The sequence below is a fragment of the Sulfitobacter sp. G21635-S1 genome (assembly GCF_027213915.1).
GTDB lineage: Bacteria > Pseudomonadota > Alphaproteobacteria > Rhodobacterales > Rhodobacteraceae > Sulfitobacter.
Genome location: NZ_JAPWGV010000020.1, coordinates 88,291 through 112,345 on the forward strand (window position 1 = coordinate 88,291; position 24,055 = coordinate 112,345).

The following is a 24,055-nucleotide window of genomic DNA, read 5'->3' on the forward strand; positions in this document are numbered from 1 at the left end:
TCCTCTGGATAGTGCCCCGAAACCAAACGGGAACTGGACAATCATAGCCAATGTTGCTTTGGGTTCCACAAACAAAAGCGGAGACAACCAAATGACAGACGCAAAAACCGATCTGAAATCCATGCTCAAGGATCCCGGCCTCCTGGAAACCCGCGCCTATATCGGTGGCAAATGGGTGGATGGCGAGGATGGTACATTTGATGTAACCAACCCCGCCCGCGGCGATGTGATCGCCAAGGTTGCGGACCTGAGCCGCGCGCAGGTCGCAGGTGCCATCGCACAGGCCGAAAAGGCGCAAAAGGAATGGGCCGCCTGGACCGGCAAGGAACGCGCCAATGTATTGCGCAAATGGTTCGACCTGATGATGGAGAACCAGGACGATCTTGGCACGATCCTGACCGCCGAACAGGGCAAGCCGCTGGCCGAAGCCAAGGGTGAAATCGCCTATGGCGCATCTTTCATCGAATTCTTCGGCGAAGAAGCCAAACGCATCTACGGCGAAACCATTCCCGGTCATCAGCGCGACAAACGCATCACGGTGATCAAGCAGCCCATCGGGGTTGCGGCCTCGATCACACCCTGGAACTTCCCCAATGCGATGATCACCCGCAAGGCTGCCCCCGCACTGGCCGCAGGCTGCGCCTTCGTCGCCCGTCCCGCTGCGGAAACACCGCTGTCGGCCATCGTCATGGGTGTCCTGGCCGAACGTGCCGGCATCCCCGCCGGGGTGTTCAACGTGGTGCCCTCCTCGTCTTCTTCTGCCGTGGGCAAGGAATTCTGCGAAAACCCAGCCGTGCGCAAACTGACCTTCACCGGTTCTACCGAAGTCGGGCGCATCCTGCTGCGTCAGGCCGCCGATCAGGTCATGAAATGTTCCATGGAACTGGGCGGCAACGCCCCCTTCATCGTCTTTGACGACGCCGATCTCGACGCCGCGGTCGAAGGCGCGATCCTGTGCAAGTTCCGTAACAACGGCCAGACCTGCGTCTGCGCCAACCGCATCTATGTCCAGGCAGGCGTCTACGACGCTTTCGCTGCCAAACTGAAGGACCGCGTCAGCAAGATGAAGGTCGGCGATGGCTTCGCGGAGGGTGTCGAACTGGGGCCGCTGATCAACGGTGACGCCAGCGAAAAGGTCAGGGAACATGTGGAGGATGCCGTTTCCAAGGGTGCCCGGATCGTTCTGGGATCGACAGAAGAAAAGCTCGCGGGCAACTTCCTCGCGCCGACCATCATCACCGGCGTGACCCAGGACATGAAAGTCGCCAAGGAAGAGACATTCGGCCCCCTCGCCCCGCTGTTCAAGTTCGAAAACGAAGACGATGTGATCGCAATGGCCAATGACACGATCTTCGGCCTCGCCTCCTACTTCTATGCCAAGGACCTGAGCCGCGTCTACAAGGTGGCCGAGGCGCTGGAATACGGCATCGTCGGCGTGAACACCGGGATCATCTCCACCGAGGTTGCCCCCTTCGGCGGCGTCAAGCAATCCGGCCTGGGCCGCGAAGGCAGCCACCACGGGATCGAAGACTACCTCGAAATGAAATACATCTGCATGTCCGTCTGACTGCCCGGTCGCCACAGGTGAAACAAATCCCCTCTCCCCCACGGGGGAGAGGGTTAGGGTGAGGGGGGCGCCCGCTACTCAACCCCATGGCCAGCAATCACCGCCGGATCAATCCTCGCCATCTCTGCGTCGAACCGGGCCCATGTGATCGACGCCCGGTTGCCTGCATATCCGTGATAATGCGACTTGCCGGTGACATTGGGCAAACCGGCCCAGATCTTTGCAAGATTGTTCATGAAGGCCACGCGCCCCAGCCTGCCCGCGCGGAATTCATGCAGACCCGCCTCCGCCAACAGGACATCTGCCAGACGGTCCTGAACAGCGGGGCTGAACCTAGTATTCGGGGCGATCCCAAGCTTTGCCACAACCCGGCGCAAGGTTGCGGGGATGAACTGGTATCTGCCGATGGCATGTGGCTGGCCCGGTGTTTGCCCGATCCAGCGGTAAATTTCGGCCAATGTCATCTGTGTCGGGGGTTTCGGCGTTTTGACGCGCGCCCCATGCTGGACGGCCTCATAGCCATCGCGCCGCGATTCCGCCGCACCGATCAGCGCCCGCAACCGCGCAACATCAGAGCCCTGCGCCAGCACCGGCGACGCAGTGTCGAAGGCAGGTTCATGGGCCGGTCTTTCCGCGAACAGGCCGGCCGCGGCACGGCCCACGAACAGGCTGGGGGTCCCCTTGCTGTCACGCGAAAGGGCAGGCGTTGCAATCAAACCGCCCCGCGCGCCGCCCCAGTTCCCTTGCGAAAACAACGATCCGCTTTCGGCGCGGGCAATGTTGCATGGAACCGATGCGCACAGCACTGCCAGCAGAATTGGGGAAACGACACGCATCACGGCTCCGGCCTGGGGGACCGGGGCAGACTGGCAGTTGCGCCCTAATATTCCGTAACCGTCGCCACCGGGAAACCGCGCTGCGATTGCAAGCCCCTTACCACGCCCGCGACGGGGCGCAAGAAGCGGTCTGCCGCCGACATCCTGCGATCTGCGCAAGCTGCCGCCGACGCGGTGGCAGGCGGGAAACCCCCTGCCCATATCCGGGTTGGCACCACAACCGGTGGGCAGGATGCCTGCCGGTCTCTCGCCTTAACAGACAGAAAGGAAAACCTATGACCTTTTCGAAAATCACCCGGACCCTCGTCGGATCGACAGCTCTCGCGGCCGCTTTCTCCATGCCGCTGATGGCGCAGGAAGCACCGGCAACCTCGCCGACACCTGAACAGCCGACAACCGAAGTCGCACCCGCAGCCACCGCCGAGATCAACAGCGCCACGACCGAGGCGATCGAAAACGGCACGGCTGTCGCGGTGACGTCAGACGATGCGGTGATCGGCAAGATCGAGACAGTGACCGCTTTGGAAGACGGCATGAACCGCTATGAGATCGCCCTGGGTGATTCATATGATGTCGAAGGCGGCCGCGTGTCGATCCAGAGCGCCGACCAGCTGAATGCCGAAGGCCAGCTCGAACTGGAAGTCACCGAACAGGAATTCGCCGCCGCAGTCCAGCAGCAGCTGGGCAATGGCGCAGGGACGGGCACCGAGACGCAGACAAACTGATTTCTCCCGGTTTGAACCCAAGACTGCCTCGGCTGTCCCGGGGGTCGGTTCTGCCACGGCAGATCCGGCCCCCTTTTTTGTCAGGGTGGACACCGGCGGATGAACATCGGCCACATTTGGAAAAACCCATAGCCTGAGCGCCGCTCATCAAAAAACCCGGAGCATCTCTGCTCCGGGCCCGGTCCATCTTGAGTGAGGTTCAGACCGTGATCCGCCCCTTGGGGCTGACCAGCGTGAACCGGCCGCCTCAGTTGACGGATTTCGCGTCGACGACATCCTTGTCCAGCACCTTGGTATCCGATGCGATCTGGATCTGCCGGGGCTTCAGTGCCTCGGGAACCTGGCGCTGCAGTTCGATGTGCAGCATCCCGTTGGCATGCGCGGCACCCGTCACCTGGACGTGATCTGCCAGATGGAACCGGCGTTCGAATGCCCGTGTCGCGATACCGCGATGCAGATAGGTCTTTTCTTCATCCGCATCCGCTTTGCGCGCAGACACGATCAGTGCCTTTTCACGGACCTCGACGCTCAGGTCAGCGTCGGCAAAACCTGCCACCGCAATCGAAATGCGATAGCTGTCGTCGTCGAGTTTCTCGATGTTGTAAGGGGGGTAGCTGGGGGTTGCCCCATCATTGCTCAACACGCGGTCCATCATGTTGGCGATCTGGTCAAAGCCAACGCTGGAACGGTAAAGCGGTGCAAAATCATAAGTACGCATGTGTCATCCTCATCTTCGAGCGATTAACGATATGGACCTTCCACCATTGGACAGGCCCGGCCTTGTTGTCAGGACCCTGCAGAGGCGTCCTGATATCGAAGATGTGGGAATACCATATCGGGGTTTCAAGACCCCGCTGACAGATCAGGGGCGCACGAACTTCGCGCCCGTATCCGTGCCACGTTGCCCGGCCAGGATGCTCTTGCTGCCGCTGCCACTGACCGGGAACACACCTTTTCCGGCGACCAGTTCCGCCTGCAACAATGCCAGTGGCGTGGACAGCGCCGTACCGAGAGAAACCGTTTCCCCCTCGACCTCTGCCTTGGCCGAGACCACGGAGACGACATGGGCCTCGCCGTTTTCCAGCGAGAAGATCGGCGCGCCGCTTGATCCGAAATCGACCGAGCAAGAGGTCACCAGAACGCCCTCCTGCTGCGCGATCACCTTGCAGAGCTCTTGCAGCGAGGGGGCTTCGGACCGGTCTTTGGCATAGCTGACCACACCAACGGAATCGCCCGGTCTGGGGCGTGCGGCAGTGCCGAAAGGCTTGATCGTCGTGTTGTTGATGGGCCGCTGCAGCTCCAGCAGCGCCAGGTCATTGCGCACCCGATCGGATGAGACGACATCGTCATAAACGTAATCGGGGTGCACCACCGCCCTGCGGATGTCCCGGTAGGCCCCGGCGCGGCCGTTTCGCCACCCGGCAAGAAAGCGCACCTTGCTGTGATCCACACGCTGTTTCGTCTCGCGGTCGAACAGGCAATGCGCCGCGGTAAGCACAAGGCGGGGGGCGATCAGCGTGCCGGTGCAAAATCCGCTTCCGGCGATATCCAGCCGCCCCACGGCCTCCCATGCGGCGGCATCATCACCGGAATCCAGACGCTTGAGCCGGGCATCCTGCGCTACAACCGCCGTTGCGGTGACGACCACCATCAAAGTAAATGCCAGTAAACGCCGCACGAATTTCCCCTAAGCCAAGCCACTCGTGCCTTGTTATGGACAACTTGCGGCAAAAATTGGGCAGCACCCTTAACGCAGCCGGGGAATTTCCGCCTCGGCCGACAATTTTCCGCTCAGGGCGGGCGGCACCGGCCCGCCTGAGGCCCAGTCCAGCAATTCCACCGTGTGCACTACCGGGACAGAAGCCGCAGATCCGATCTGCATCATGCAGCCGATGTTGCCCGCCGCGATCACATCGGGTTGCCGTGCCTCCAGCGTCCGGATTTTCCGGGTTTTCAGTTGCTTTGAAATTTCCGGCTGCATCAGGTTGTACGTCCCTGCGGAGCCGCAACACAGGTGCGGATCCGCAGGCTCCACCACGGTGAACCCGGCGGCCTTCAGCAAGTCCTTTGGATGGCTCTTGATCTGCTGGCCGTGCTGCAGCGAACAGGCCGCGTGATAGGCCACTGTCAGCCCCGCTGCGGGGCGGTGAGGATCACCGCGCCCTGCATCCGCCCCTGCCAGGTGATCGCCGGAACCCGGGCTTTCCCCATCAGCCGCAAACGCATCGGACAGGTCGACCAGAACTTCGGAAACATCCCTGGCAATTGCGGAAACCCGCGCGGCATCTTCTGCCAGGGGATCGTTCCGGAACATATGGCCATAATCCTTGACCGTCGTGCCGCAGCCCGAGGTGTTGATCACGATGGCGTCCAGCCCCGCGCCGTCCATTTCGGCGGTCCAGGCACGAATGTTGCGCGCCGCGGAACGATGGCTTTCGTCGGTCTTGCCCATGTGATGGGTCAGGGCTCCGCAACATCCCGCCCCCCGAACCACGACAACCTCGCAACCCATGCGGGTCAACAGCCGGATCGTGGCATCGTTGATATCGGTGTTCAGCGCCTTCTGGGCACAGCCCGTCATCAGCGCCACCCGCATCCTGCGCCTCCCCTTGGCAGGGAACGTCTGCGGGTCATCATTGCGGCTGACCGGCGGGATGACCCTGGGCGCCATTTCCAGCATCGCCCGCAGCCGGGCATCCGGCATCAGCCGGGCAAAGGGGCGGCCGATCTTTGCGCCCAGCAAGGCCATGCGAAACCGCATCGGGTGGGGCAGGATACGCGCCAGCATCCAGCGCAGGGCGCGATCGCCAAAGGGCCGCTTGTAGTTCTGCTCGATATAACTGCGGGCATGATCCACCAGATGCATGTAGTGAACCCCCGACGGGCAGGTCGTCATGCAAGCCAGACAGGACAGGCAGCGGTCGATGTGCTTGACCGTCTTGGCATCCGGCACCCGTTCGTTTTCCAGCATGTCCTTGATCAGGTAAATCCGCCCCCTGGGACTGTCCAGCTCGTCTCCCAGTATCTGATAGGTCGGGCAGGTGGCGGTACAGAACCCGCAATGCACGCAAGACCGCAAGATCTCGTTGCTGCGCGCAACGTCGGGATCCTTCAGCTGGGCGGGGGTAAAGGTGGTCTGCATGATGGCTCCGCTAACTTTGATCTGACGACGGGTTCATCCGACCAGCAACTGGGCGGAAGCCAGACCGAACCAGGGCACCGTGGTCCCGCCCGCCCCCAGAATGCCGGTCCAGCGGCGCATGTACAGCCCCGGTTCCGCCCGCCGGAAAGCCTGTGCGCCAAGGGCCAGCACACCGATCCAGGCGAACCACAGCGCCAGAATGCCCCCCACCGTCAGCATCTCCTCGTGCCCCCATAGCCCCGCAAAACCAAAGCGCAGCCCAAGCCCGAACAGGGCAAAGACTCCGGCAAAGACAATAAGTGCCTGCAGCGCATCACGCGACGGGGCCGGTCGGGTCAATGCCCGGAAGGTCAGCGGCCCCCCGACAAAGAAGATCGCAAAGATACCGATCAGAACTGTCATACAGCCTCCATCAATCCCGGATTGAAGATACCCTTCGGGTCGAACCGCGCGCGCAATTCCGCGGCCAACCGCGCCACGCCGGGCAATTCCGGCTGGAATCGGCCCAAGCGCGCCTTGGTCGCCGCGTCGGCCCGGATCAGGGTCGCATGGCCGTCAAACGCCCCCAGCCGACCGCGCAGGTCATGGCCCGTCGGCACCCGCAACCAGATCAGCCCGCCGGACCAGTCGAAAAAATGCGCATCGGCACCCGATCTTGCCGCCAGTTCCGGCCCGGCCGAGGGCTTGCACGACACCCGCCAGACATCGCCCGAAACGCCGTGAAACGCCTCGACATCCCGCAGTGCGGCCCATTTCCGCGCCGAGGCATCGGATTGCAGCACATGCGCATCGGCGCTGGCCAACAGGTCCTTCAACCGCCGCAGTCGGTAGGCAACCGAATCTTCAAACCCCTCAAGCCGCAGATAGCTTTCCCCGGCGCCCGGATCATGTGCCGCGCCGGTGACCTCAAAGGGGCTGCCCATCGCGCGACACAGCGCCGCGACGGCACGCATATCGTCCAGACCGGACAGTACAAGAGTTGCCTCCGTCTCGGGTCGGGGCAGAACCTTCATCGACACCTCCGTCAGAACCCCCAGCGTGCCACATGACCCTGCCATCAGCTTGACCAGATCATAGCCCGTGACATTCTTCATCACCCGCCCGCCATTCTTGATGACCACACCCTGACTGTCGACAAATCGAACCCCCAGCAGGAAATCCCGCGCCGCCCCTACGGCAAGGCGTCGCGGCCCCCCGACATTTGCCGCGAATATCCCGCCGATGGTGGGTTCGCCTTTCGTGGCCAGAAGCCCCCTGTGGTCCATCGGTTCGAATGCCAGCCGCTGGTTTTCCCTGGCGAGGGCCTGTTCGATCTCCGCGACAGGTGTTCCGGCCCGCGCCACCATGGTAAGCGCACCCGGTTCGTAAAGCGTGATCCCAGAGAGCCCCGCCACGCTCAGGGCCTCGCCCGCGCCGGCCAGACCACGCGTAGCGCCACCGCAAACCGACAGAGGGCCCCTGGCCCCGGCAATTGCTGCGCTGACTTCTTTTTCCGAACTGAGATTCATTTTCTTTTTGGCCTTAAATATTCCCGGGGGTTTGGGGGCAGCGCCCCCAATGCATTGCCGCAGTCACCCGGCGACATCACTCAGCCGCCAGCATCGCCGCCCGCCGCCGTTCCGAGGCATTCAGCGGGAACACCTTGGCCGGGTTCAACAGCCACGCCGGGTCAAACACGTCTTTCACCGCCATCTGCGCCTCCAGATCCTCCGGCGCGTATTGAACATGCATGAGGTCCCGTTTCTCGATCCCCACGCCATGCTCTCCGGTCAGGCAGCCCCCCACCTCGACACACAGCTTGAGAATTTCTGCCCCGAAGGCTTCGCACAGCTCCAGATCGCCGGGCTTGTTCGCATCGAACAGGATCAGCGGATGCATGTTCCCATCGCCCGCATGAAAGACGTTGCCGACCTTCAGGCCGTATTCCGCGCTCATCTCACCGATCCGGCGCAAGACCATCGGCAGGGAAGAGACCGGAATCGTCCCGTCAAGGCACATGTAATCGTTGATCTGCCCCATCGCGCCAAAGGCAGACTTGCGGCCAAGCCAGATCTTGGCCGATTCCTCCGCCGATTTGCTTTCGCGCAGCTCTACCGGGTCATGACGCAGTGCAATCTCCTTGATCAGCGAAAGCTGATGGTCGATCTCGGCGTCTGATCCCTCAACCTCGACGATCAGCAATGCCTCGCACATCGGGTATCCCGCCTTTGCAAAAGCCTCCGTCGCCTCGATGCAGGGGCGGTCCATGAATTCGATCGCCACCGGCAGCACACCCGCCTTGATGATGTCCGACACACAGGCCCCTGCCACCTCATTGTCGTCAAATCCCATCAGGACAGGCCGCGCGCCCTCCGGCTTGGGCAGGATCCGCAGCGTCGCCTCGGTCACGACACCAAGCTGGCCTTCCGATCCGCAGATCAGCCCCAACAGGTCAAGACCCCCGGCATCGAGATGTCCGCCGCCGATCTCAACAATCTCGCCATCCATCATCACCATGGTGACCCCCATCAGATTGTTGGTTGTCACGCCGTATTTCAGGCAATGTGCCCCGCCCGAATTCATCGCGATGTTCCCGGCGATGGCACAAGCCAGCTGGCTGGACGGGTCGGGCGCATAGAAAAATCCATCCGCCTCGACCGCACCCGTCACGCTGAGATTGGTGCGTCCCGTCTGCACCCGTATCAGGCGGTTGACGTAATCGGTTTCGATCACCGCATTCATCCGGGCCACACCGAGGATCACGCAATCCGCGGTTGGCAAAGCACCCCCTGCCAGCGATGTCCCCGACCCGCGCGGCACCACCGGCACCCCTTCGGCATGGCAGATCCGCAGAACAGCAGAGACTTCCGCCGTGGTGGAGGGCAGCACCGCCACCATCGGCGCGCATCTGTAGGCAGTCAGCGCGTCGCATTCATAGGCCCGCGTCTCTCGCGGATCGTCGATCACCGCATTCCCCGGCAATACGTCACGCAAACGCGCCACGATACGTGCCTTGCGGGCAAGGACCGTAGCATCCGGGATCGGCATTTCCATCGCACTACTCCAATTTGGTAAAATAATATGACCAATTTACCGCTATGGCAATAGTATTCCAGTCGCGTATGAACAACCCATGAATTGGATCGACCGCCTTGCCCTGTTTGACCCGCTGGATTTTTCAGCCGTGGTAATCATCATCCTTCTCTGGCTGTCTCTTGGATGGCGGATCGAGAACCCGGCCGCCCACCGGCCTTCGGTATCGGTCCTGATGGCAGATTATCGTCGCGAATGGATGCGCCAGATGATCACCCGCCAGCCCCGCATTTTCGATGCGCAGACCATCAGCACGCTGAGGCAGGGTTCGTCTTTCCTTGCCTCCACCTGCGTGATCGCCATCGGCGGGACACTCGCGCTGATTGGCAATGCCGAACGTCTTGCCAGCGTGGCAAAGGATCTGACATTTGCGCATCAGCCCGTCTTTGTCTGGGAAATCAAACTGCTGCTTGTGGTCTTCTTCCTGGCGAACGCCTTTCTGAAGTTCATCTGGTCAAACCGGCTCTTCGGCTATTGTTCCGTCCTGATGGCGGCGGTGCCCAATGACGCCACCGACCCCAAAGCGCCCCGGATGGCCCACAAGGCCGCTGAAATAAACATCTTTGCCGCGCGCAGCTTCAACCGGGGGTTGCGCTCGATCTATTTCGGGCTGGCCAGCGTGGCCTGGCTGGGGGGCGCCCTGATGTTGATCGCTGGTGCATTTGTGACACTATTTGTGATCTGGCGACGGGAGTTTGCCTCCCGTTCCCGGGGGATACTCTTGGAAAAGTAGATATGGTAAATATATACGTTCCAATCCTCCCAAGGTGAGTCCCATGTTCAAGCGATCCATACTGGCCATAGCTCTTGCCACGACACCCGCGCTGGCGGACCCGCCGGTCATTCAGAACGTCAACATCAAGAAAACCGGCGATACCTGGAACTTTGATGTGACCATCAAGCACACAGATACCGGCTGGGACGATTATGCCGATGGCTGGCGCATCGTGGATGGCGACGGCAAGGAACTGGGCCTGCGCAATCTGGCCCACCCCCATGTGAATGAGCAGCCCTTCACCCGGTCCCTTTCAGGGGTCAGCATCCCCGAGGGGGTGACCGAAATCGGCATTCAGGCGCGCGATACGGTGAACGGCTGGTCACCCGATATCAAACGCATCAAGCTGCGTTAAGGTCTGACACGGCCACCGCCTCAGGCTACCTGCCCGTCAGCTGCGGTGATACGGCCCGCCGGACAGGATGGATGCGGCACGGTACAATTGTTCGGCCAGCATCACCCGTACCAGCATATGCGGCCAGACCATCTTGCCGAATGACAGCCCGTGATGCGCCTTTGCGCGCAGGGCTGGGTCTATCCCGTCGGCGCCCCCAATGACAAAGGCAAGATCACCGACCCCGCCATCGCGCCAGCCCGCCAGACGTTTTGCAAATTTCGGAGAAGTCTCAACGGTGCCGCGTTCATCCAGAACGCACAGGGTTGCCCCCTTTGGCAGCGCCTTTTCCAGCAGGGCCGCCTCGGCGGACATGCCGCCGCCCTTGCGGTCATCCACTTCGATCACCTGGGCCGGGCCAAGGCTCAGCCCCCTGCCCGTCCGGTCGAACCGGGTCAGGTAGTCATCAACCAGATCCTTTTCGGGACCTTTGCGCAGGCGCCCGACGGCACAGATATGAACGCGCATCGCGCCGGTCCGGGCAGATCAGTTCTGAACTGCGGCCTCACCGCCCGCCATCCACATCTTCTCCAGCTGGTAGAAGTCGCGCACTTCGGGACGGAAAACATGGACGATGACATCGCCGGTGTCGATCAGAACCCAGTCCCCGATGTCCTTGCCTTCCATTTTCGGCGTTACACCGAATTCATCCTTGATATTCTGCGCAAGCTTTTCGGCAATCGCCGAGACCTGCCGTGTGGACCGGCCGGAGCAGATAACCATGTAGTCGCCAATTGCCGTCTTCCCGCGCAGATCAATCTGCACGATGTCTTCGGCCTTGTCGTCTTGAAGAGAGTTGAGAACAGCAGCCAGCACAGCATCGCTTGTGGCCATATCAGCAGTGGCCGTCATGACAGCCGCCTGAGGGTTCGCAGCCAAAGCTGCGTTGGCTTGGGTTGACAGGACATTGTCCTCCTTTTCAATGCACCGTTTCCCCCGATGCTGGGTAACCCCAAATTAGCAATCCAGGGGTGACAATTCAATGACAACCGGGATTTGTCGGCATTTACCGGCCTTCCCGGCTGATGATGCCGCTTTCTCCGGCACCAATATCTTTCAACAGGCCGCGAACTTCCTGCTCGAAACCACTCACACCGCTGGAGGAGATTGACCAGTTGGAAACGCTGTTCTGCCGTCTGATTGCGCGCGCCCCGTTGCAGATCCGAAAAAGCCCTGCCAATCCCTGTCCAGCGCATCCAGCGCTTCCAGATCGGCCCTTTCCTGCAAGGCGTCATGGCGGCCATCAGGCGTTGCATATCCCAAGGCGCGTTCCCGCGCCAGCAGGCTGCCTACCATGTGCCGGTCGACCGCTCCCGCTTCTGTCACCTCGTGCAGGTCAGCCGCGTCACATCGTGGAAACATCAGGCGGGACACATCGCCGGACAGGTTCACGCAGGCGCAACCCTGCAAAGCCGCCAGGACCGATAGACGTGCCGACTTGGCCCCGAGATCGCGCAGCGATATGTCGGCCCGCAGCGGATCGGCGGCACCGGCCCCGTAGAAATGCGTTGGCCCCTGATCGGGATAAACCATGTCACAGCCCATGAATGCCATAACGCCGGGCCGGTATTCAGCCAGCGCCCAATAGGCCGTTGTAAAAGCCATCGTCGCGCCGGCAAAAACGAAACCGCCATAGCGGTTCTGCGCGGGCACAAAGGCGCTGGCATCGACCAGGGTCTGGTCCGGGCCAACCCGTGGCGGCATACGGTGAGCCGGAAAATCCTCGGGAAACACCAGGGCGTCCCAGTCCGGTCGGACCTGCCAGGCGTTGTTGATCACCACGATGTGATCGAAAAGGGATCTGTGCCAACCGGCAGCCTGCACGACATTTGGACCGGACCCCAGAATCAGAACAACCGGACCGCGTTCTGTCATGGAATTTCCCCCGGGTGCCTTGGCGTTTCAGGAAAATTACCCCTGTACCGGCGCAAAGCAAGTCAATCCTGTACCGGGTTCCGGACGTTGCGCGACAGCGCCAGCTTGCTGTCTTCCAGCATCAGGACCTCGCGCTGCGGGAAGGGGATGGAAATGTTGTTTTCCTTGAATGCATCCCAAAGCGCCAGATAGACATTGCCGCGAATATTGGTCAGCCCGCCGGTGGGGTCCTTGATCCAGAAACGCAGGATGTAATCGACCGAACTGTCGCCAAAGCCGACGATGTGACAAACCGGTGCCTTGAAGCTGAGCACCCTTTCCACACCCGAGGCAGCCTCGATCGCCAGTTTGCGGACCACATGGGGGTCATCGCCATAGGCCGTGCCGAAATAGATGTCCAAACGCACGAAATCATTCGAATGGGACCAGTTGACCACCTGCCCGGTGATCAGGTCCTCGTTCGGGATCAGGTATTCCTTGCCATCCCGCGTAACGACCGACGCATAGCGCGCGCCCAAAGTCTGGATCCAGCCGAATGTCTCTCCCAGTGAGATCACATCGCCCGGCTTGATCGACTTGTCGATCAGGATGATGACGCCCGAGACAAGGTTCGACACCACCTTTTGCAGACCGAAACCAAGGCCGACACCGATGGCACCCGACAGCACCGCAAGCCCGGTCAGGTCGATGCCGACCGCCTTGACCCCCATGAAGAATGCAAAGCCATAAAGGGCAAGCTGGATGCCCTTGACCGCAAGCACCTGCATCGAAGGGCTTATTTCCTCGTTCTTTCTGATTGTGCTGGCGGTCGCCTGACTGACCAGCCGTGCAACCGTGAAGAGCGCGCCGATCACCACCAGCGCGGTGATCAGGGTCAGGACGGACAGGCGGAAATCACCGACTTCGATGGCAAGACCGTCCAGGAATGCCGCCACATCGTCCGAAATGTTGAGGAAATAGAGCGTCGCGTAGATCCACAAGGCCCAGGTCACGATGCGGCGCAGCGGCCGGTTGCGCACCAGCTGCGCCGCAAAGGCGATGCCGACCCAGACAATCGCCAGGGTTGCCGCCAGACCGATCAAATAGGACCGCGATGGCCAGGTGACGTTCTGCATCACCGTGTAGACCATATAGGCCATCAGCGAGAACCAGATCAGACCCAGTCTGCGGCGCACCTGCACGATCACCCGCAGCTGCCACTTTGCCCAGCCCTGCCGTGACCGCACCCAATTGCGGACGGCCCGATCGCTGAACCGGTGCAGGACCCATGCAACCAGCGCCAGCCCCAGCACGATCAGCACCTGGTTCTGCCGCCATCCCGGCTGGATCACCCCCGAAACAAATCCCATCGCGTTGATCCAGACGCTCTCAAGCGAACCCAGGAAATGTGCAAACGGGTCTGTGGGTTGATCCATGTCTTGCCTCGCTACCGTACCGGTTTCATGCTTGCACATTACCCCAATCCCCGCAACGGCGGGGGTCCTTTCCGGCGGCACCGGCCTGCATCAAGAGGTACCTTGCGGGAATCTGCGCGGTGCCTTATCTCATCCCCATGATACAGGTCTTTGATCAAACTGATCGCGCACGGCTGCGCGAACGCTTTTTCGGTGCCACGCATACGGTGCTGGCACGCCTATAAGCCTGCCCGCCGCGCAACCGCGCGGCCCTTTCGCCTGTTCCACACCACCAATACGGGAGAGGACCCATGTCCCCCAAAACGCTTTACGACAAAATCTGGGATGCCCACGTGGCCCACGAGGCCGAGGATGGCACCTGTCTGCTCTACATCGACCGTCACCTTGTCCACGAGGTGACAAGCCCGCAGGCCTTTGAAGGGCTGCGCATGACCGGTCGCACTGTCCGCGCACCGGAAAAGACAATCGCGGTGCCGGACCACAACGTGCCGACCACCCTGGATCGCGCCAATGCCGAGACGATGACCGAAGACAGCCGTATCCAGGTGGCAGCGCTTGACACCAATGCAAAGGAATTCGGCCTGCATTACTATCCGGTGACCGATGTGCGTCAGGGCATCGTGCATATCGTCGGACCGGAACAGGGCTGGACCCTGCCAGGCATGACCGTGGTCTGCGGCGACAGCCATACGGCGACCCACGGCGCTTTCGGCGCGCTGGCCCATGGCATCGGCACGTCAGAGGTGGAGCACGTGCTGGCCACCCAGACGCTGATCCAGAAGAAATCCAAGAACATGAAGGTCGAGATCACCGGCAAGTTGAGCCCCGGCGTCACCGCCAAGGACATCACCCTGTCCGTCATCGGCGCCACCGGCACGGCGGGCGGCACCGGCTATGTCATCGAATACTGCGGCGAGGCCATTCGCGATCTGTCGATGGAAGGGCGCATGACGGTCTGCAACATGGCAATCGAAGGCGGCGCGCGCGCGGGCCTGATCGCACCGGATGAAAAGACCTTTGAATATTGCAAGGGTCGCCCCCACGCACCGAAAGGCGCGCAGTGGGAAGCCGCGATGGACTGGTGGAAAACCCTCTATTCCGACGACGATGCCCATTGGGACAAGGTGATCACGCTCAAGGGCGAGGACATCGCGCCGGTCGTGACCTGGGGCACCTCCCCCGAGGACGTGCTGCCCATCACCGCCAATGTTCCCGCCGCATCCGATTTCAAGGGCGGCAAGGTTGGGGCGGCCCAGCGCTCGCTCGACTACATGGGGCTGACCGCCGGCACACCGCTGTCCGAAGTGGAAATCGACACCGTCTTTATCGGATCCTGCACCAACGGCCGGATCGAGGACCTGCGCGCCGCCGCTGCGATCCTCAAGGGCAGGAAGATCAAGGAAGGCCTGCGCGCCATGATCGTCCCCGGTTCGGGCCTTGTCCGCGCCCAGGCCGAGGAAGAAGGCCTTGCCGATATCTTCAAGGAGGCCGGGTTCGAATGGCGTCTGGCCGGCTGCTCCATGTGTCTGGCGATGAACCCCGATCAGCTGTCACCCGGTGAACGCTGCGCGGCCACCTCGAACCGCAACTTCGAAGGCCGTCAGGGCCGGGGAGGACGCACCCACCTGATGTCACCCGCCATGGCAGCGGCGGCGGCGATCACCGGCAAGCTGACCGATGTTCGGACCATGATGTAACACCGGTGCCAGCCGAACCCCGGCTGGCATACCGGGCATCTGAAGGAAAAAATGCTATGAAACCCTGGCTTACACTTGTCCTCATGGGCGTCGTGCTGATCATCGGCGGCATTCTTGCCATCGCGAATCCGCTCGCCGCTTCGATCGCGGTCACCACCCTGGTCGGTATCTTTTTCCTGCTGGGCGGCATCCTGCAGCTTTGGCTGCTGTTCAAGACCGGGACAGGCTTTGACGGTGCGCTGAACTGGATCATCGCCCTGATCACCCTTGTGGTCGGTGTCTGGCTGCTGGCCAACCCGCTGGAGGGCACGATTTCCCTGGCCATCGTCGTCGGCGCGGGTTTTGTCATTTCCGGCATCGCGCGGATCATCTGGGCAACTCGGGCAGGCCGGGACACGCCTTCTTATGTGCCGCTCCTGCTGTCCGGCGCTGCCTCGCTTCTTGTGGGGGTCGTGATCTTTTCCGACTTCCAGTCGCTGGCGACGCAACTGCTGGGGCTTCTGCTGGGCATTCAACTGGTCATGGACGGCGTCGGTTTTGCCGCCGTCGGCCTTGTCCTGCGCAACCGGCAGCCATGAAAGCCATCACATCAAAAGCACCTCTGACAGGTGCATCCAACTATCTGGCCCCCTCTCTGCGTGGCCCTGAAACAGGAGTTCATTTCAATGGACAAGTTTGACACCCTCACCGGCATTGCGGCACCAATGCCCATGATCAATATCGACACCGACATGATCATCCCCAAGCAGTTTCTGAAAACCATCAAGCGCTCCGGCCTTGGGGTGAACCTGTTCGACGAGATGCGGTACGACGACAATGGCAATGAAATCCCGGATTTCGTCCTGAACAAACCGCAATACCGCGATGCGGAAATCCTTGTGGCCGGCGACAACTTCGGTTGCGGATCGTCGCGTGAACATGCGCCCTGGGCGATCAAGGATTTTGGCATCCGCTGCGTGATTGCCCCTTCCTATGCCGATATCTTCTACAACAACTGCTTCAAGAACGGCATTCTGCCCATCGCCCTGCCGCAGGAACAGGTCGATGTCCTGATGAAGGACGCAGAGAAGGGCGCAAATGCGCGCATGACCATCGACCTCGAAGCGCAAACCGTCACAACATCTGACGGCGAGACCTTTTCCTTCGAGCTCGATTCCTTCAAGAAACACTGCCTGATGAACGGCCTCGACGACATCGGCCTGACCATGGAAAAGGCCGCCGCCATCGACAGTTTCGAAACAGCCGTCGCGCAAAGCCGGCCCTGGGTCTGACAGACGCTGAATATTTCAGCAGAGATTTCAAAGCACTTGTGGGCGATACCATTTCGCCCACAAGATATGGATCGCGCCATTTTCCTGCCCGAAAATAGATGCAAGATGGCACCACCCCTGCCCTCAAAAAGCCCCAAGGTTTAAGTTCTGTTCATCAATAGTCTTGAGGATTGAGACGAAAGAAGGCACAAATTGGGCGATAATGAGGCAGGTCCCCAAACCCCGGGGGCAGCAAGTTGGGACAAGTACGCGGCAATGCACCGCGGCTGGCCAGTTTGGAAGGGAAAACTAGTGATCGGACGGATGACAGGCGCCGCGGCGCGTGGTCTCTTTGTGGCCCTGTTGGTATTGCTGCCAGCGCTTGTGCTTCCGGGCGTGGCTGCCGATTCCACACAGATCTCCGTTCTCGTTGCACTGCTGGCCGCCTTCCTGACCTTCGTCGAATACAACTCCAACTTTCCCAGCATCATGGAATTCCGCGATGCACCGCCTTTCAACCGGCTGCGCTTTGCCTCGCTCTTCGTGACGGTGCTGCTGCTGAGCATGATCTTGCGGGGCGCAACCGAGCCGACCCTGCTGACCGGCGCCTTGACCTCCGTCGGGACAATCATCGGCAATGCTGTCGACTTTCCCTATTCGCCGGTGCGCCTTGTGGTCCTGATGCTGCCCGAATCCGCCAACCCCGAACTGGTTGCCTCCGTGCGGACCTCTGCCGGGCTTGCCTATCTGATTTCGCTGGTGGCAATGACCGCCTTCCTGATCCTTGTCCGCGTGATGAACTGGCCCGCCCGCAAAGGTATTTTCAACGTATGGGTCAACCTCCCCCTGTTCGACCCGACAGTCGGGGGCGATGTTGTATACCGCCTGCAACGCGATGCCCGCGTGAATATCGCACTGGGTTTCCTGCTGCCCTTTATCATCCCCGCTCTGGTCAAGGCGGCGTCTGACCTGATAGACCCGATCACATTGCAAAATCCGCAAACCCTGATCTGGACAATCAGCGCATGGGCCTTTCTGCCTGCCAGCATGATCATGCGTGGCCTTGCAATGGGCAAGGTCGCCGACATGATCGAAGACAAGCGTCGCCGCACCTACGCCGACGCGGATACCCCATTCCAGACTGCCTGATTGCCCTTTTCCTCTGCCTGATCTGCAGCGTCTCGGCAGCATCGGCCGAGAGCATCCGGATTGCCACCTACAACACCGAACTTGCGCGCGAGGGCCCTGGCCTCCTGCTGCGGGACATTCTGAAGGGCGACGATCCGCAGGTCGTCGCCGTGGTCGACGTGCTGGTCACCGCCCGCGCCGATGTCCTGGCTCTTCAGGGCGTGGACTATGACCTGGAAGGGCGCACCCTGGAGGCCCTTGCCGCGCAGATCAGGGCGCGCGGCCTGACCTATCCCTACCGATACGCAGGCCCGCCCAATGCAGGCCTGATGACAGACCTGGACCTGGATGGCGACAGCAGAGTTGGCGGGCCGGGTGATGCCCAGGGTTTCGGACATTTCTTTGGCCAGGGAGCCATGGCGATACTGTCCCGCTTTCCGATCAGACAATCAGAGGTGCAGGATTATTCGACCCTGCTCTGGCGCGAACTGCCGGGTGCGCTTTTGCCCGGAACGCGGCAGGCGCCTTTCCCCAGCGCCGAGGCATTGGCGATCCAGCGCCTGTCCAGCAACGGGCATTGGGTGGTGCCCATTTCGCATCCCGCCCTGGGGCCCATTCACATTCTCACCTATCACGCCGCGCCCCCGGTCTTTGACGGGCCGGAAGACCGCAATGGCAGGCGCAACCACGATGAGACAGAATTCTGGCGGCAGTACCTTGATGGTCAATTCGGCCCCCCGCCTGTTGCACGGTTTATCCTGACCGGCGATGCGAACCTTGATCCGAACCGGGGGGATGGCCGCAACATCGCCATTCGCCGGTTGCTGGGCGACACACGTCTGCAAGACCCTTTGCCGGAACAGGCCAGTGTGAACTGGCCGCAAACCGGGCCGCTGCGGGTGGACTACGTCCTGCCCTCTGCCGATTGGACCGTCATCGGATCAGGGATCACCGCACCCCATCCGGAGGCAAGCCGCCATCAGCTTGTTTGGGTCGAATTGGGGACCTGATACCGGCCAGCTGCCAAGCCCAACTTGACCCGCCGCGCCGGGCAGGCTACGCCGCCTGAAACATGATCTTTCAGGAGCATCCCATGGCAAATCCCACCCTGTTAATCCTCGCTGGTGACGGCATCGGACCGGAAGTCATGGAGCAGGTCGCCCGCGTGATCGACTGGTTCGGCGCCAAACGCGATCTTGCCTTCACTGTCGAACATGATCTGGTCGGCGGCGCCGCATATGACAAGCATGGCACTCCGCTGCATGACGATACGATGGCCAAGGCGCTGGCCGCAGATGCCGTCCTTCTTGGCGCCGTGGGTGGTCCGAAATACGACAACCTCGATTTCAGCCTGAAACCCGAGCGTGGCCTGTTGCGCCTGCGCAAGGAGATGGACCTGTTCTCAAACCTGCGCCCGGCACAATGCTTTGATGCCCTGGCTGATTTCTCCTCGCTGAAAAAGGACGTGGTCGCCGGGCTCGACATCATGATCGTGCGCGAGCTGACATCGGGCGTCTATTTCGGGGAACCGCGCGGCATCTTCGAGGAAGGCAACGAACGCGTCGGCATCAACACCCAGCGCTACACCGAATCCGAAATCGAACGCGTGGCCCGCTCGGCCTTCGAACTGGCCCGCCGCCGCGGCAACAAGGTCTGCTCGATGGAGAAGGCCAACGTGATGGAATCGGGCGTACTCTGGCGTGAAGTCGTTCAGCGCGTGCGCGACGCGGATTATCCGGATGTCGAGTTGAGCCACATGTATGCCGACAACGGCGCGATGCAGCTTGTCCGCGCGCCCAAGCAGTTCGACGTGATCGTGACCGACAACCTGTTCGGCGACATCCTGTCCGATTGCGCCGCGATGCTGACCGGGTCGCTGGGCATGCTGCCCTCCGCCTCGCTTGGCGCGCCGAATGCCGATGGCCGGCCCAAGGCCCTCTACGAACCCGTTCACGGCTCCGCCCCTGACATCGCGGGCCAGGGCAAGGCGAACCCGATTGCCTGCATCCTCAGCTTCGCCATGGCGCTGCGCTATTCCTTTGACCAGGGGGACGAGGCGACGCGGCTGGAACAGGCGGTCGAAAAGGTTCTCGCCGATGGCGCGCGCACCGCTGACCTGATGGGTCCCGACGGCGGCACACCGATTTCCACCACCGAAATGGGTGATGTGATCCTGGCGGCACTGGACGCCAGCCTGTGACGGCTGTGGCTTAACGCGATGCACAGCGCTTGCGCAGGCCGACCAAATATTCTGCGCAAGCCGACGAATTGCCCAGTCGGCCCTTTACGCTGCACCCTGGCAATATTAACTCGGCGACATGCCCGAGGCGACCGTGACCAGTGAAAATCACCAGCAGGTCCGCAGCACCACCCTTAGGGGCGTGCTGACAGGGCTGCTGGCCTTTGCGCTCTATGCCAGCCACGATGCGGCGATCAAAACGCTTGGCAGCACCTATTCGCCATTCCAGATCGTTTTCTTTGTGGTGCTGCTGAGCTTTCCGATGGTGACGCTGATGCTGGTCAGTGACACGAAGGCAGAGAACCTGCGCCCGCGCGATCCGTTCTGGGCGGGGGTGCGCACCGCTGCCGTCGTGATCGGCGGTTTCTGCGCTTTTTACGCCTTTGCCGTCCTGCCCCTGGCCGAGACCTATGCAATTCTCTTTGCCTCGCCATTGATCATCACGGTCCTGTCCGTCCCCCTGCTGGGAGAGGTCGTGCGTGTGCATCGCTGGCTCGCTGTCCTTGCCGGCCTGATCGGGGTGCTGGTGGTGCTGCGGCCGGGGTCGGCCGAATTGGGCCTTGGCCATCTGGCCGCACTGGTATCTGCCTTTGGCAGCGCCCTTGCGGCTGTCGTGATGCGCAAGATCGGCGCGCGGGAACGGCGAGAGGTCCTGCTGCTTTATCCGCTGCTGGCCAATTTCGGTGTGATGCTGTGCATCCTGCCGTTTGTCTATGTTCCGATGCCCCTTGCCGATCTCGGCCTTGTGCTGCTCATCGCCCTGCTTGCCGTCACCGCGATGAGCCTGATGATCCGTGCCTATACCCTTGCCGATGCAGCCATCGTTGCCCCGATGCAGTACAGCCAAATCCTCTGGGCCACGTTGTTTGGCTGGCTGTTCTTTGCGGAAACCTCGGACCTGACGACATTCATCGGAGCGGGCATCATCATTGCCAGCGGCGGCTATATCGTTCTGCGCGAAACAGGCGGCGGCACATCGGAACATCTGCCTGTGCTGAACAATCTCAGCCGCAGACCGGAAATGGGCGGCATGCCCCGCCTCAGCCTGATCGCACGCAAGACTGTCGCAAGTGTAAGAGAACAATTGCCAAGGCAGCGCCACTAAGCTATGTGGCGCGCATCGGTCGGGCTGTAGCGCAGCCTGGTAGCGCACCTGCTTCGGGAGCAGGGGGTCGGAGGTTCGAATCCTCTCAGCCCGACCAATAACAAGATTTCATCAGGCAAGACCGGTTTTCAAAGGTTCATCGCCTGAACAGACAGCCGTCATTGCAGAGCCTCAAAGCGTGCCTTCAGATCAGACTGCGCGCTGCGGTATGGCCCGGGGCCATAGCTGACCCGGGAAACACCGGTTTGCGCAACGTCCCGGATTGAGGTCAGATTCCCCATCATCATGACGTTCACGGGCAAGCTCACGGCATCCACGATTCTTTTGATGAGCCGTGTGGCGTCAAGCCCCGGGATAAAGAACCCATTGGCACCTGCATCCTTGTATGCGGCTTCGCGCCTGATGGCTTCGTCGACCAGACCTTCGTGCTCGGATGGGTCAGAGGCCAGAAAAAGATCCGTCCGCGCGTTGATGAACAGATCGACGCCTTCCTGCTCAGCGGCACTGCGGATGGCCTTGATCCGCTGCACCTGATCCTGAATGGAAAAAAGCCCATCGCCCTGCACGATCTGATCTTCGAAATTGATCCCGATGGCACCTGCCCGAATGATCCGGCGCACATTTTCTGCAACTTCGTCTGGTGCAGTGGCATAGCCGCTTTCAAAATCTACCGTGAGCGGAAGATCGACCGAGACTGCAATACGTTCAACCAGCTGGGCGACCAGGTCCAGCGGGATGGTTTCCCCATCTGCAAATCCATGCGCTGCCGCCATCGACCAACTGCCGGTTGCGATTGCCTTTGCACCCGCCTTCTCTACCGTCCGCGCACCGCCGGCGTCCCAGATGTTATAGAGGACCAGCGGATCGCCCTTTACGTGCATTGTCCTGAACTGAGCACTCTTTGCTGCATGATCCTTCATTCCGCGATGTCCTTTGAGGTTGTTTTGAAGTGTCGTTCGATTTCGAGAAGTTTTTGTTTGCGCCAAAGCCCGCCGCCATATCCCGTCAGTGATCCATCCGCACCAAGAACCCTATGACAAGGTACGGCTAGCGCAATCTGATTCGCGCCATTTGCACGCGCAACGGCGCGGGTCGCCGAGGGCCGCCCGATCCGCTTGGCGATCTCGGAATAGCTGCGGGTCACGCCGGGTGGGATCTGCACCAATTCGGCCCAGACACTTCGGGCAAAAGCAGAGCCCCCGAAAGCCAGCGGGGTCGAGAACCGGGCGGAGGTTCCATCAAAAAAGGCCTCCAGTTCGCTTTTGATCTGCGCACCGGGGCCGGTTTTCCCGATACCGATCTTGCCCTTGGCAAAGGCATCCAGTTTGCCAAGCTCTGTTTTCAATGCCTTGCGATCCAGAAACTCCAGCAGATGCAGCCGGGACGTGCTGCAAACCGAAATCATGTTGCCCAGCGGCGTTTCGATCCAGTCGGCAAAAAGAAGCGGCGTGCTGTCCAGCCTGCCGGGCGCGCGCCCCAGTAGCCTGGAAAAGGACGCACGGAATGCGCTGGGAGAGTCGAAGCCTGCATCCAATTGCGCATCAATGACCTGCCCGCCTCCGGCAATCGTCTCAAATCCATCCCGCAATCGCCGCTGTCGCGCCATCTCTAGAAACGTCATGCCGAACTGGCGTTTGAAACTTCTTCTGACCGTCGAAAGATCGAACCCCATGCGTTCAATGTCGTGTTCCGACCAGCGATATGTCGGCCGCTCGTCCAATGCCGCCAGCAGCGCGGTGATCGACGGATCGGCAGAGGCCATCGGCTGCAGCGGGTGACATCGTTTGCAAGCGCGAAAGCCTGCTTCGAGGCAAGCGCCGACCGACGGATAGAAGGTGCAATTCTCTGACTTTGGCTTGCGCGCAGGACAGGTCAGGCGGCAAAACACACCTGTTGTTGACACGCCGACATAGGCTTGCCCGTAGGGTCAGGACTCATAACCAGAATATGACGGTTGCTGCGAGGGCGATTGCGGAGAGGAATACGGTTGGTGATCTGTCGTAGCGGGTTGCGATGCGCCGCCAGTCCTTGAGCTTACCGAACATTCTCTCGATGCGATTACGTCGTTTGTAGCGGCGCTTGTCATACTTGACGGTGTTCTTGCGCGACTTGCGGCCAGGAATGCAGGGCCTTGTGCCCTTGTCCACAAGGGCTTCACGGAACCAATCAGCATCGTACCCTCTGTCAGCGAGGAGCCATTCAGCCTCAGGCAAACCATTCATCAAGGCGGCTGCACCAGTATAATCACTAACTTGTCCTGCTGTGATGAAGAGGCGGATTGGTCGTCCGCTGGTGTCTATGATTGCGTGCAGCTTGGTATTCATACCGCCCTTGGTCAGCCCGATCAGACGTCCTCGCCCCCCTTTTTTAACCGCAGGCTGGAGGCCGTACGATGTGCCTTGAGGTAGGTGGCGTCGATTGAGATGGTCTTGTTGTCGGCGGCCTGCTCGGCCAGCCCCATCATGATCCGCGCGAATACGCCCATATCACTCCAGCGCTTCCAGCGGTTGTACAACGTCTTGGGCGGACCATACGCGGCGGGCGCATCGCACCAGCGTAAACCATTGCGATTGATGAAAATAATGCCACTCAAAACACGACGATCATCCACCCGTGCGCGACCTCGGCTCTTTGGAAAGTACGGCCGAAGCCGCTGCATTTGCGCCTCCGTCAGCCAATAAAGATTGCTCATCATATCCCCCTAAAACTGGGGGCCGTGAATCATGACAGCGCCACAAGCTCAATCAGTTAATGGGTCCTGACCCTTCTGTATCTCTGATCTGTTATTGATACCCCATCACCGGGCTTGGCGAAGATCGGTGATGGGGCGGTGTA

General features: G+C 60.9%; 24 protein-coding genes, 1 tRNA gene and 1 pseudogene. 12 read left to right on the plus strand and 14 right to left on the minus strand.

The window, feature by feature from the left end:
* The first annotated feature begins 91 nt into the window (after nt 1-91).
* Complete coding sequence (locus O4H53_RS18365; RefSeq protein ID WP_269366105.1) at nt 92-1,567, plus strand: NAD-dependent succinate-semialdehyde dehydrogenase; 1,476 nt, start codon at nt 92-94, stop codon at nt 1,565-1,567.
* A 74-nt stretch (nt 1,568-1,641) separates the two neighbouring features.
* Here the strand turns inward: O4H53_RS18365 and O4H53_RS18370 are convergent, their stop codons facing one another.
* Nucleotides 1,642-2,403: a hypothetical protein gene (locus O4H53_RS18370; protein WP_269366107.1), complete on the minus strand. Its 762-nt coding sequence runs from the start codon at nt 2,401-2,403 to the stop codon at nt 1,642-1,644.
* 275 nt (nt 2,404-2,678) lie between these two features.
* Between O4H53_RS18370 and O4H53_RS18375 the strand changes: the two genes are divergently transcribed.
* A complete protein-coding gene (locus O4H53_RS18375) occupies nt 2,679-3,128 on the plus strand; it encodes a hypothetical protein (protein WP_269366108.1) in 450 nt (149 codons plus the stop codon).
* Between the two features lie 247 nt (nt 3,129-3,375).
* On the opposite strand, the gene O4H53_RS18380 is transcribed toward O4H53_RS18375, so the two are convergent.
* From O4H53_RS18380 to O4H53_RS18405, 6 genes are all read right to left on the minus strand, one after another.
* Nucleotides 3,376-3,846: an Hsp20 family protein gene (locus O4H53_RS18380; RefSeq protein WP_269366109.1), complete on the minus strand. Its 471-nt coding sequence runs from the start codon at nt 3,844-3,846 to the stop codon at nt 3,376-3,378.
* Nucleotides 3,847-3,990: 144 nt separating this feature from the next.
* Nucleotides 3,991-4,779: a trypsin-like serine peptidase gene (locus O4H53_RS18385; protein WP_269366141.1), complete on the minus strand. Its 789-nt coding sequence runs from the start codon at nt 4,777-4,779 to the stop codon at nt 3,991-3,993.
* A gap of 96 nt (nt 4,780-4,875) precedes the next feature.
* Nucleotides 4,876-6,270, minus strand: coding sequence for a glycolate oxidase subunit GlcF (glcF, locus tag O4H53_RS18390; RefSeq protein ID WP_269366111.1), 1,395 nt, complete (start codon nt 6,268-6,270; stop codon nt 4,876-4,878).
* Between the two features lie 33 nt (nt 6,271-6,303).
* Complete coding sequence (locus O4H53_RS18395) at nt 6,304-6,672, minus strand: hypothetical protein (RefSeq protein WP_269366113.1); 369 nt, start codon at nt 6,670-6,672, stop codon at nt 6,304-6,306.
* Nucleotides 6,669-7,778: an FAD-binding protein gene (locus tag O4H53_RS18400; protein WP_269366114.1), complete on the minus strand. Its 1,110-nt coding sequence runs from the start codon at nt 7,776-7,778 to the stop codon at nt 6,669-6,671. Before O4H53_RS18400 ends, O4H53_RS18395 begins: the two co-directional genes overlap by 4 nt.
* A 76-nt stretch (nt 7,779-7,854) precedes the next feature.
* The gene (locus tag O4H53_RS18405; RefSeq protein WP_269366116.1) at nt 7,855-9,303 is read right to left on the minus strand and encodes an FAD-linked oxidase C-terminal domain-containing protein; all 1,449 of its coding nucleotides are present in this window, start codon (nt 9,301-9,303) and stop codon (nt 7,855-7,857) included.
* A 79-nt stretch (nt 9,304-9,382) separates the two neighbouring features.
* Between O4H53_RS18405 and O4H53_RS18410 the strand changes: the two genes are divergently transcribed.
* Complete coding sequence (locus O4H53_RS18410; protein WP_269366118.1) at nt 9,383-10,075, plus strand: DUF599 domain-containing protein; 693 nt, start codon at nt 9,383-9,385, stop codon at nt 10,073-10,075.
* A 43-nt stretch (nt 10,076-10,118) separates the two neighbouring features.
* Nucleotides 10,119-10,472, plus strand: coding sequence for a hypothetical protein (locus O4H53_RS18415; protein WP_114273795.1), 354 nt, complete (start codon nt 10,119-10,121; stop codon nt 10,470-10,472).
* A gap of 36 nt (nt 10,473-10,508) precedes the next feature.
* Here the strand turns inward: O4H53_RS18415 and rlmH are convergent, their stop codons facing one another.
* From rlmH to O4H53_RS18435, 4 genes are all read right to left on the minus strand, one after another.
* The gene (rlmH, locus tag O4H53_RS18420; protein ID WP_269366120.1) at nt 10,509-10,979 is read right to left on the minus strand and encodes a 23S rRNA (pseudouridine(1915)-N(3))-methyltransferase RlmH; all 471 of its coding nucleotides are present in this window, start codon (nt 10,977-10,979) and stop codon (nt 10,509-10,511) included.
* An 18-nt stretch (nt 10,980-10,997) separates the two neighbouring features.
* Nucleotides 10,998-11,363 carry a ribosome silencing factor gene (rsfS, locus tag O4H53_RS18425; RefSeq protein WP_114274410.1) on the minus strand — a complete coding sequence of 122 codons (366 nt, stop codon included), beginning with the start codon at nt 11,361-11,363 and terminating at the stop codon, nt 10,998-11,000.
* Between the two features lie 237 nt (nt 11,364-11,600).
* Nucleotides 11,601-12,386 carry a hypothetical protein gene (locus O4H53_RS18430; protein WP_269366122.1) on the minus strand — a complete coding sequence of 262 codons (786 nt, stop codon included), beginning with the start codon at nt 12,384-12,386 and terminating at the stop codon, nt 11,601-11,603.
* Nucleotides 12,387-12,448: 62 nt separating this feature from the next.
* Nucleotides 12,449-13,801, minus strand: a complete 1,353-nt coding sequence (locus O4H53_RS18435) for a mechanosensitive ion channel family protein (RefSeq protein WP_269366125.1) — start codon at nt 13,799-13,801, stop codon at nt 12,449-12,451.
* A gap of 290 nt (nt 13,802-14,091) precedes the next feature.
* Between O4H53_RS18435 and leuC the strand changes: the two genes are divergently transcribed.
* From leuC to O4H53_RS18475, 8 genes are all read left to right on the plus strand, one after another.
* Nucleotides 14,092-15,498, plus strand: coding sequence for a 3-isopropylmalate dehydratase large subunit (gene leuC, locus O4H53_RS18440; protein ID WP_269366126.1), 1,407 nt, complete (start codon nt 14,092-14,094; stop codon nt 15,496-15,498).
* Between the two features lie 56 nt (nt 15,499-15,554).
* Complete coding sequence (locus O4H53_RS18445; protein WP_269366128.1) at nt 15,555-16,076, plus strand: HdeD family acid-resistance protein; 522 nt, start codon at nt 15,555-15,557, stop codon at nt 16,074-16,076.
* Between the two features lie 87 nt (nt 16,077-16,163).
* Nucleotides 16,164-16,769: a 3-isopropylmalate dehydratase small subunit gene (gene leuD / locus O4H53_RS18450; protein ID WP_114273800.1), complete on the plus strand. Its 606-nt coding sequence runs from the start codon at nt 16,164-16,166 to the stop codon at nt 16,767-16,769.
* Nucleotides 16,770-17,060: 291 nt separating this feature from the next.
* The gene (locus tag O4H53_RS18455) at nt 17,061-17,897 is read left to right on the plus strand and encodes a hypothetical protein (RefSeq protein WP_269366131.1); all 837 of its coding nucleotides are present in this window, start codon (nt 17,061-17,063) and stop codon (nt 17,895-17,897) included.
* Nucleotides 17,898-17,956: 59 nt separating this feature from the next.
* Nucleotides 17,957-18,886 (plus strand): endonuclease/exonuclease/phosphatase family protein, encoded by a 930-nt coding sequence (locus O4H53_RS18460; RefSeq protein WP_443069616.1) that lies wholly within the window; start codon nt 17,957-17,959, stop codon nt 18,884-18,886.
* An 83-nt stretch (nt 18,887-18,969) separates the two neighbouring features.
* On the plus strand, nt 18,970-20,076 hold the full coding sequence (leuB, locus tag O4H53_RS18465) for a 3-isopropylmalate dehydrogenase (RefSeq protein ID WP_269366133.1): 1,107 nt from the start codon (nt 18,970-18,972) through the stop codon (nt 20,074-20,076).
* Between the two features lie 118 nt (nt 20,077-20,194).
* Nucleotides 20,195-21,220, plus strand: coding sequence for a DMT family transporter (locus O4H53_RS18470; protein WP_269366135.1), 1,026 nt, complete (start codon nt 20,195-20,197; stop codon nt 21,218-21,220).
* A 20-nt stretch (nt 21,221-21,240) separates the two neighbouring features.
* Nucleotides 21,241-21,317, plus strand: a tRNA-Pro gene (locus O4H53_RS18475).
* Nucleotides 21,318-21,378: 61 nt separating this feature from the next.
* Here O4H53_RS18475 and O4H53_RS18480 read toward each other — a convergent pair.
* The 3 genes and pseudogenes from O4H53_RS18480 to O4H53_RS18490 form a co-directional block, all read right to left on the minus strand.
* A complete protein-coding gene (locus O4H53_RS18480; protein WP_269366136.1) occupies nt 21,379-22,206 on the minus strand; it encodes an isocitrate lyase/PEP mutase family protein in 828 nt (275 codons plus the stop codon).
* A pseudogene (locus tag O4H53_RS18485) lies at nt 22,137-23,141 on the minus strand (bifunctional transcriptional activator/DNA repair enzyme AdaA); the annotation flags it as partial. The pseudogene O4H53_RS18485 and the gene O4H53_RS18480, both read right to left, overlap by 70 nt.
* Before the next feature lie 13 nt (nt 23,142-23,154).
* Nucleotides 23,155-23,912, minus strand: a protein-coding gene (locus O4H53_RS18490) for an IS5 family transposase (protein ID WP_269366138.1) whose coding sequence is annotated in 2 segments (ribosomal slippage) — nt 23,155-23,591 and nt 23,591-23,912 — 759 coding nt in all. Because the reading frame shifts where the segments join, the coding sequence is not laid out codon by codon here.
* Nucleotides 23,913-24,055 lie beyond the last annotated feature (143 nt).

What these genes read in the sequence shown, in the direction of transcription:
- O4H53_RS18365 (WP_269366105.1), top strand. Translation starts at nt 92, where the DNA reads ATGACAGACGCAAAAACCGATCTGAAATCCATGCTCAAGGATCCCGGC.
- O4H53_RS18370 (WP_269366107.1), bottom strand. Translation starts at nt 2,403, where the DNA reads ATGCGTGTCGTTTCCCCAATTCTGCTGGCAGTGCTGTGCGCATCGGTT.
- O4H53_RS18375 (WP_269366108.1), top strand. Translation starts at nt 2,679, where the DNA reads ATGACCTTTTCGAAAATCACCCGGACCCTCGTCGGATCGACAGCTCTC.
- O4H53_RS18380 (WP_269366109.1), bottom strand. Translation starts at nt 3,846, where the DNA reads ATGCGTACTTATGATTTTGCACCGCTTTACCGTTCCAGCGTTGGCTTT.
- O4H53_RS18385 (WP_269366141.1), bottom strand. Translation starts at nt 4,779, where the DNA reads ATGGTGGTCGTCACCGCAACGGCGGTTGTAGCGCAGGATGCCCGGCTC.
- glcF (WP_269366111.1), bottom strand. Translation starts at nt 6,270, where the DNA reads ATGCAGACCACCTTTACCCCCGCCCAGCTGAAGGATCCCGACGTTGCG.
- O4H53_RS18395 (WP_269366113.1), bottom strand. Translation starts at nt 6,672, where the DNA reads ATGACAGTTCTGATCGGTATCTTTGCGATCTTCTTTGTCGGGGGGCCG.
- O4H53_RS18400 (WP_269366114.1), bottom strand. Translation starts at nt 7,778, where the DNA reads ATGAATCTCAGTTCGGAAAAAGAAGTCAGCGCAGCAATTGCCGGGGCC.
- O4H53_RS18405 (WP_269366116.1), bottom strand. Translation starts at nt 9,303, where the DNA reads ATGGAAATGCCGATCCCGGATGCTACGGTCCTTGCCCGCAAGGCACGT.
- O4H53_RS18410 (WP_269366118.1), top strand. Translation starts at nt 9,383, where the DNA reads ATGAATTGGATCGACCGCCTTGCCCTGTTTGACCCGCTGGATTTTTCA.
- O4H53_RS18415 (WP_114273795.1), top strand. Translation starts at nt 10,119, where the DNA reads ATGTTCAAGCGATCCATACTGGCCATAGCTCTTGCCACGACACCCGCG.
- rlmH (WP_269366120.1), bottom strand. Translation starts at nt 10,979, where the DNA reads ATGCGCGTTCATATCTGTGCCGTCGGGCGCCTGCGCAAAGGTCCCGAA.
- rsfS (WP_114274410.1), bottom strand. Translation starts at nt 11,363, where the DNA reads ATGACGGCCACTGCTGATATGGCCACAAGCGATGCTGTGCTGGCTGCT.
- O4H53_RS18430 (WP_269366122.1), bottom strand. Translation starts at nt 12,386, where the DNA reads ATGACAGAACGCGGTCCGGTTGTTCTGATTCTGGGGTCCGGTCCAAAT.
- O4H53_RS18435 (WP_269366125.1), bottom strand. Translation starts at nt 13,801, where the DNA reads ATGGATCAACCCACAGACCCGTTTGCACATTTCCTGGGTTCGCTTGAG.
- leuC (WP_269366126.1), top strand. Translation starts at nt 14,092, where the DNA reads ATGTCCCCCAAAACGCTTTACGACAAAATCTGGGATGCCCACGTGGCC.
- O4H53_RS18445 (WP_269366128.1), top strand. Translation starts at nt 15,555, where the DNA reads ATGAAACCCTGGCTTACACTTGTCCTCATGGGCGTCGTGCTGATCATC.
- leuD (WP_114273800.1), top strand. Translation starts at nt 16,164, where the DNA reads ATGGACAAGTTTGACACCCTCACCGGCATTGCGGCACCAATGCCCATG.
- leuB (WP_269366133.1), top strand. Translation starts at nt 18,970, where the DNA reads ATGGCAAATCCCACCCTGTTAATCCTCGCTGGTGACGGCATCGGACCG.
- O4H53_RS18470 (WP_269366135.1), top strand. Translation starts at nt 20,195, where the DNA reads ATGCCCGAGGCGACCGTGACCAGTGAAAATCACCAGCAGGTCCGCAGC.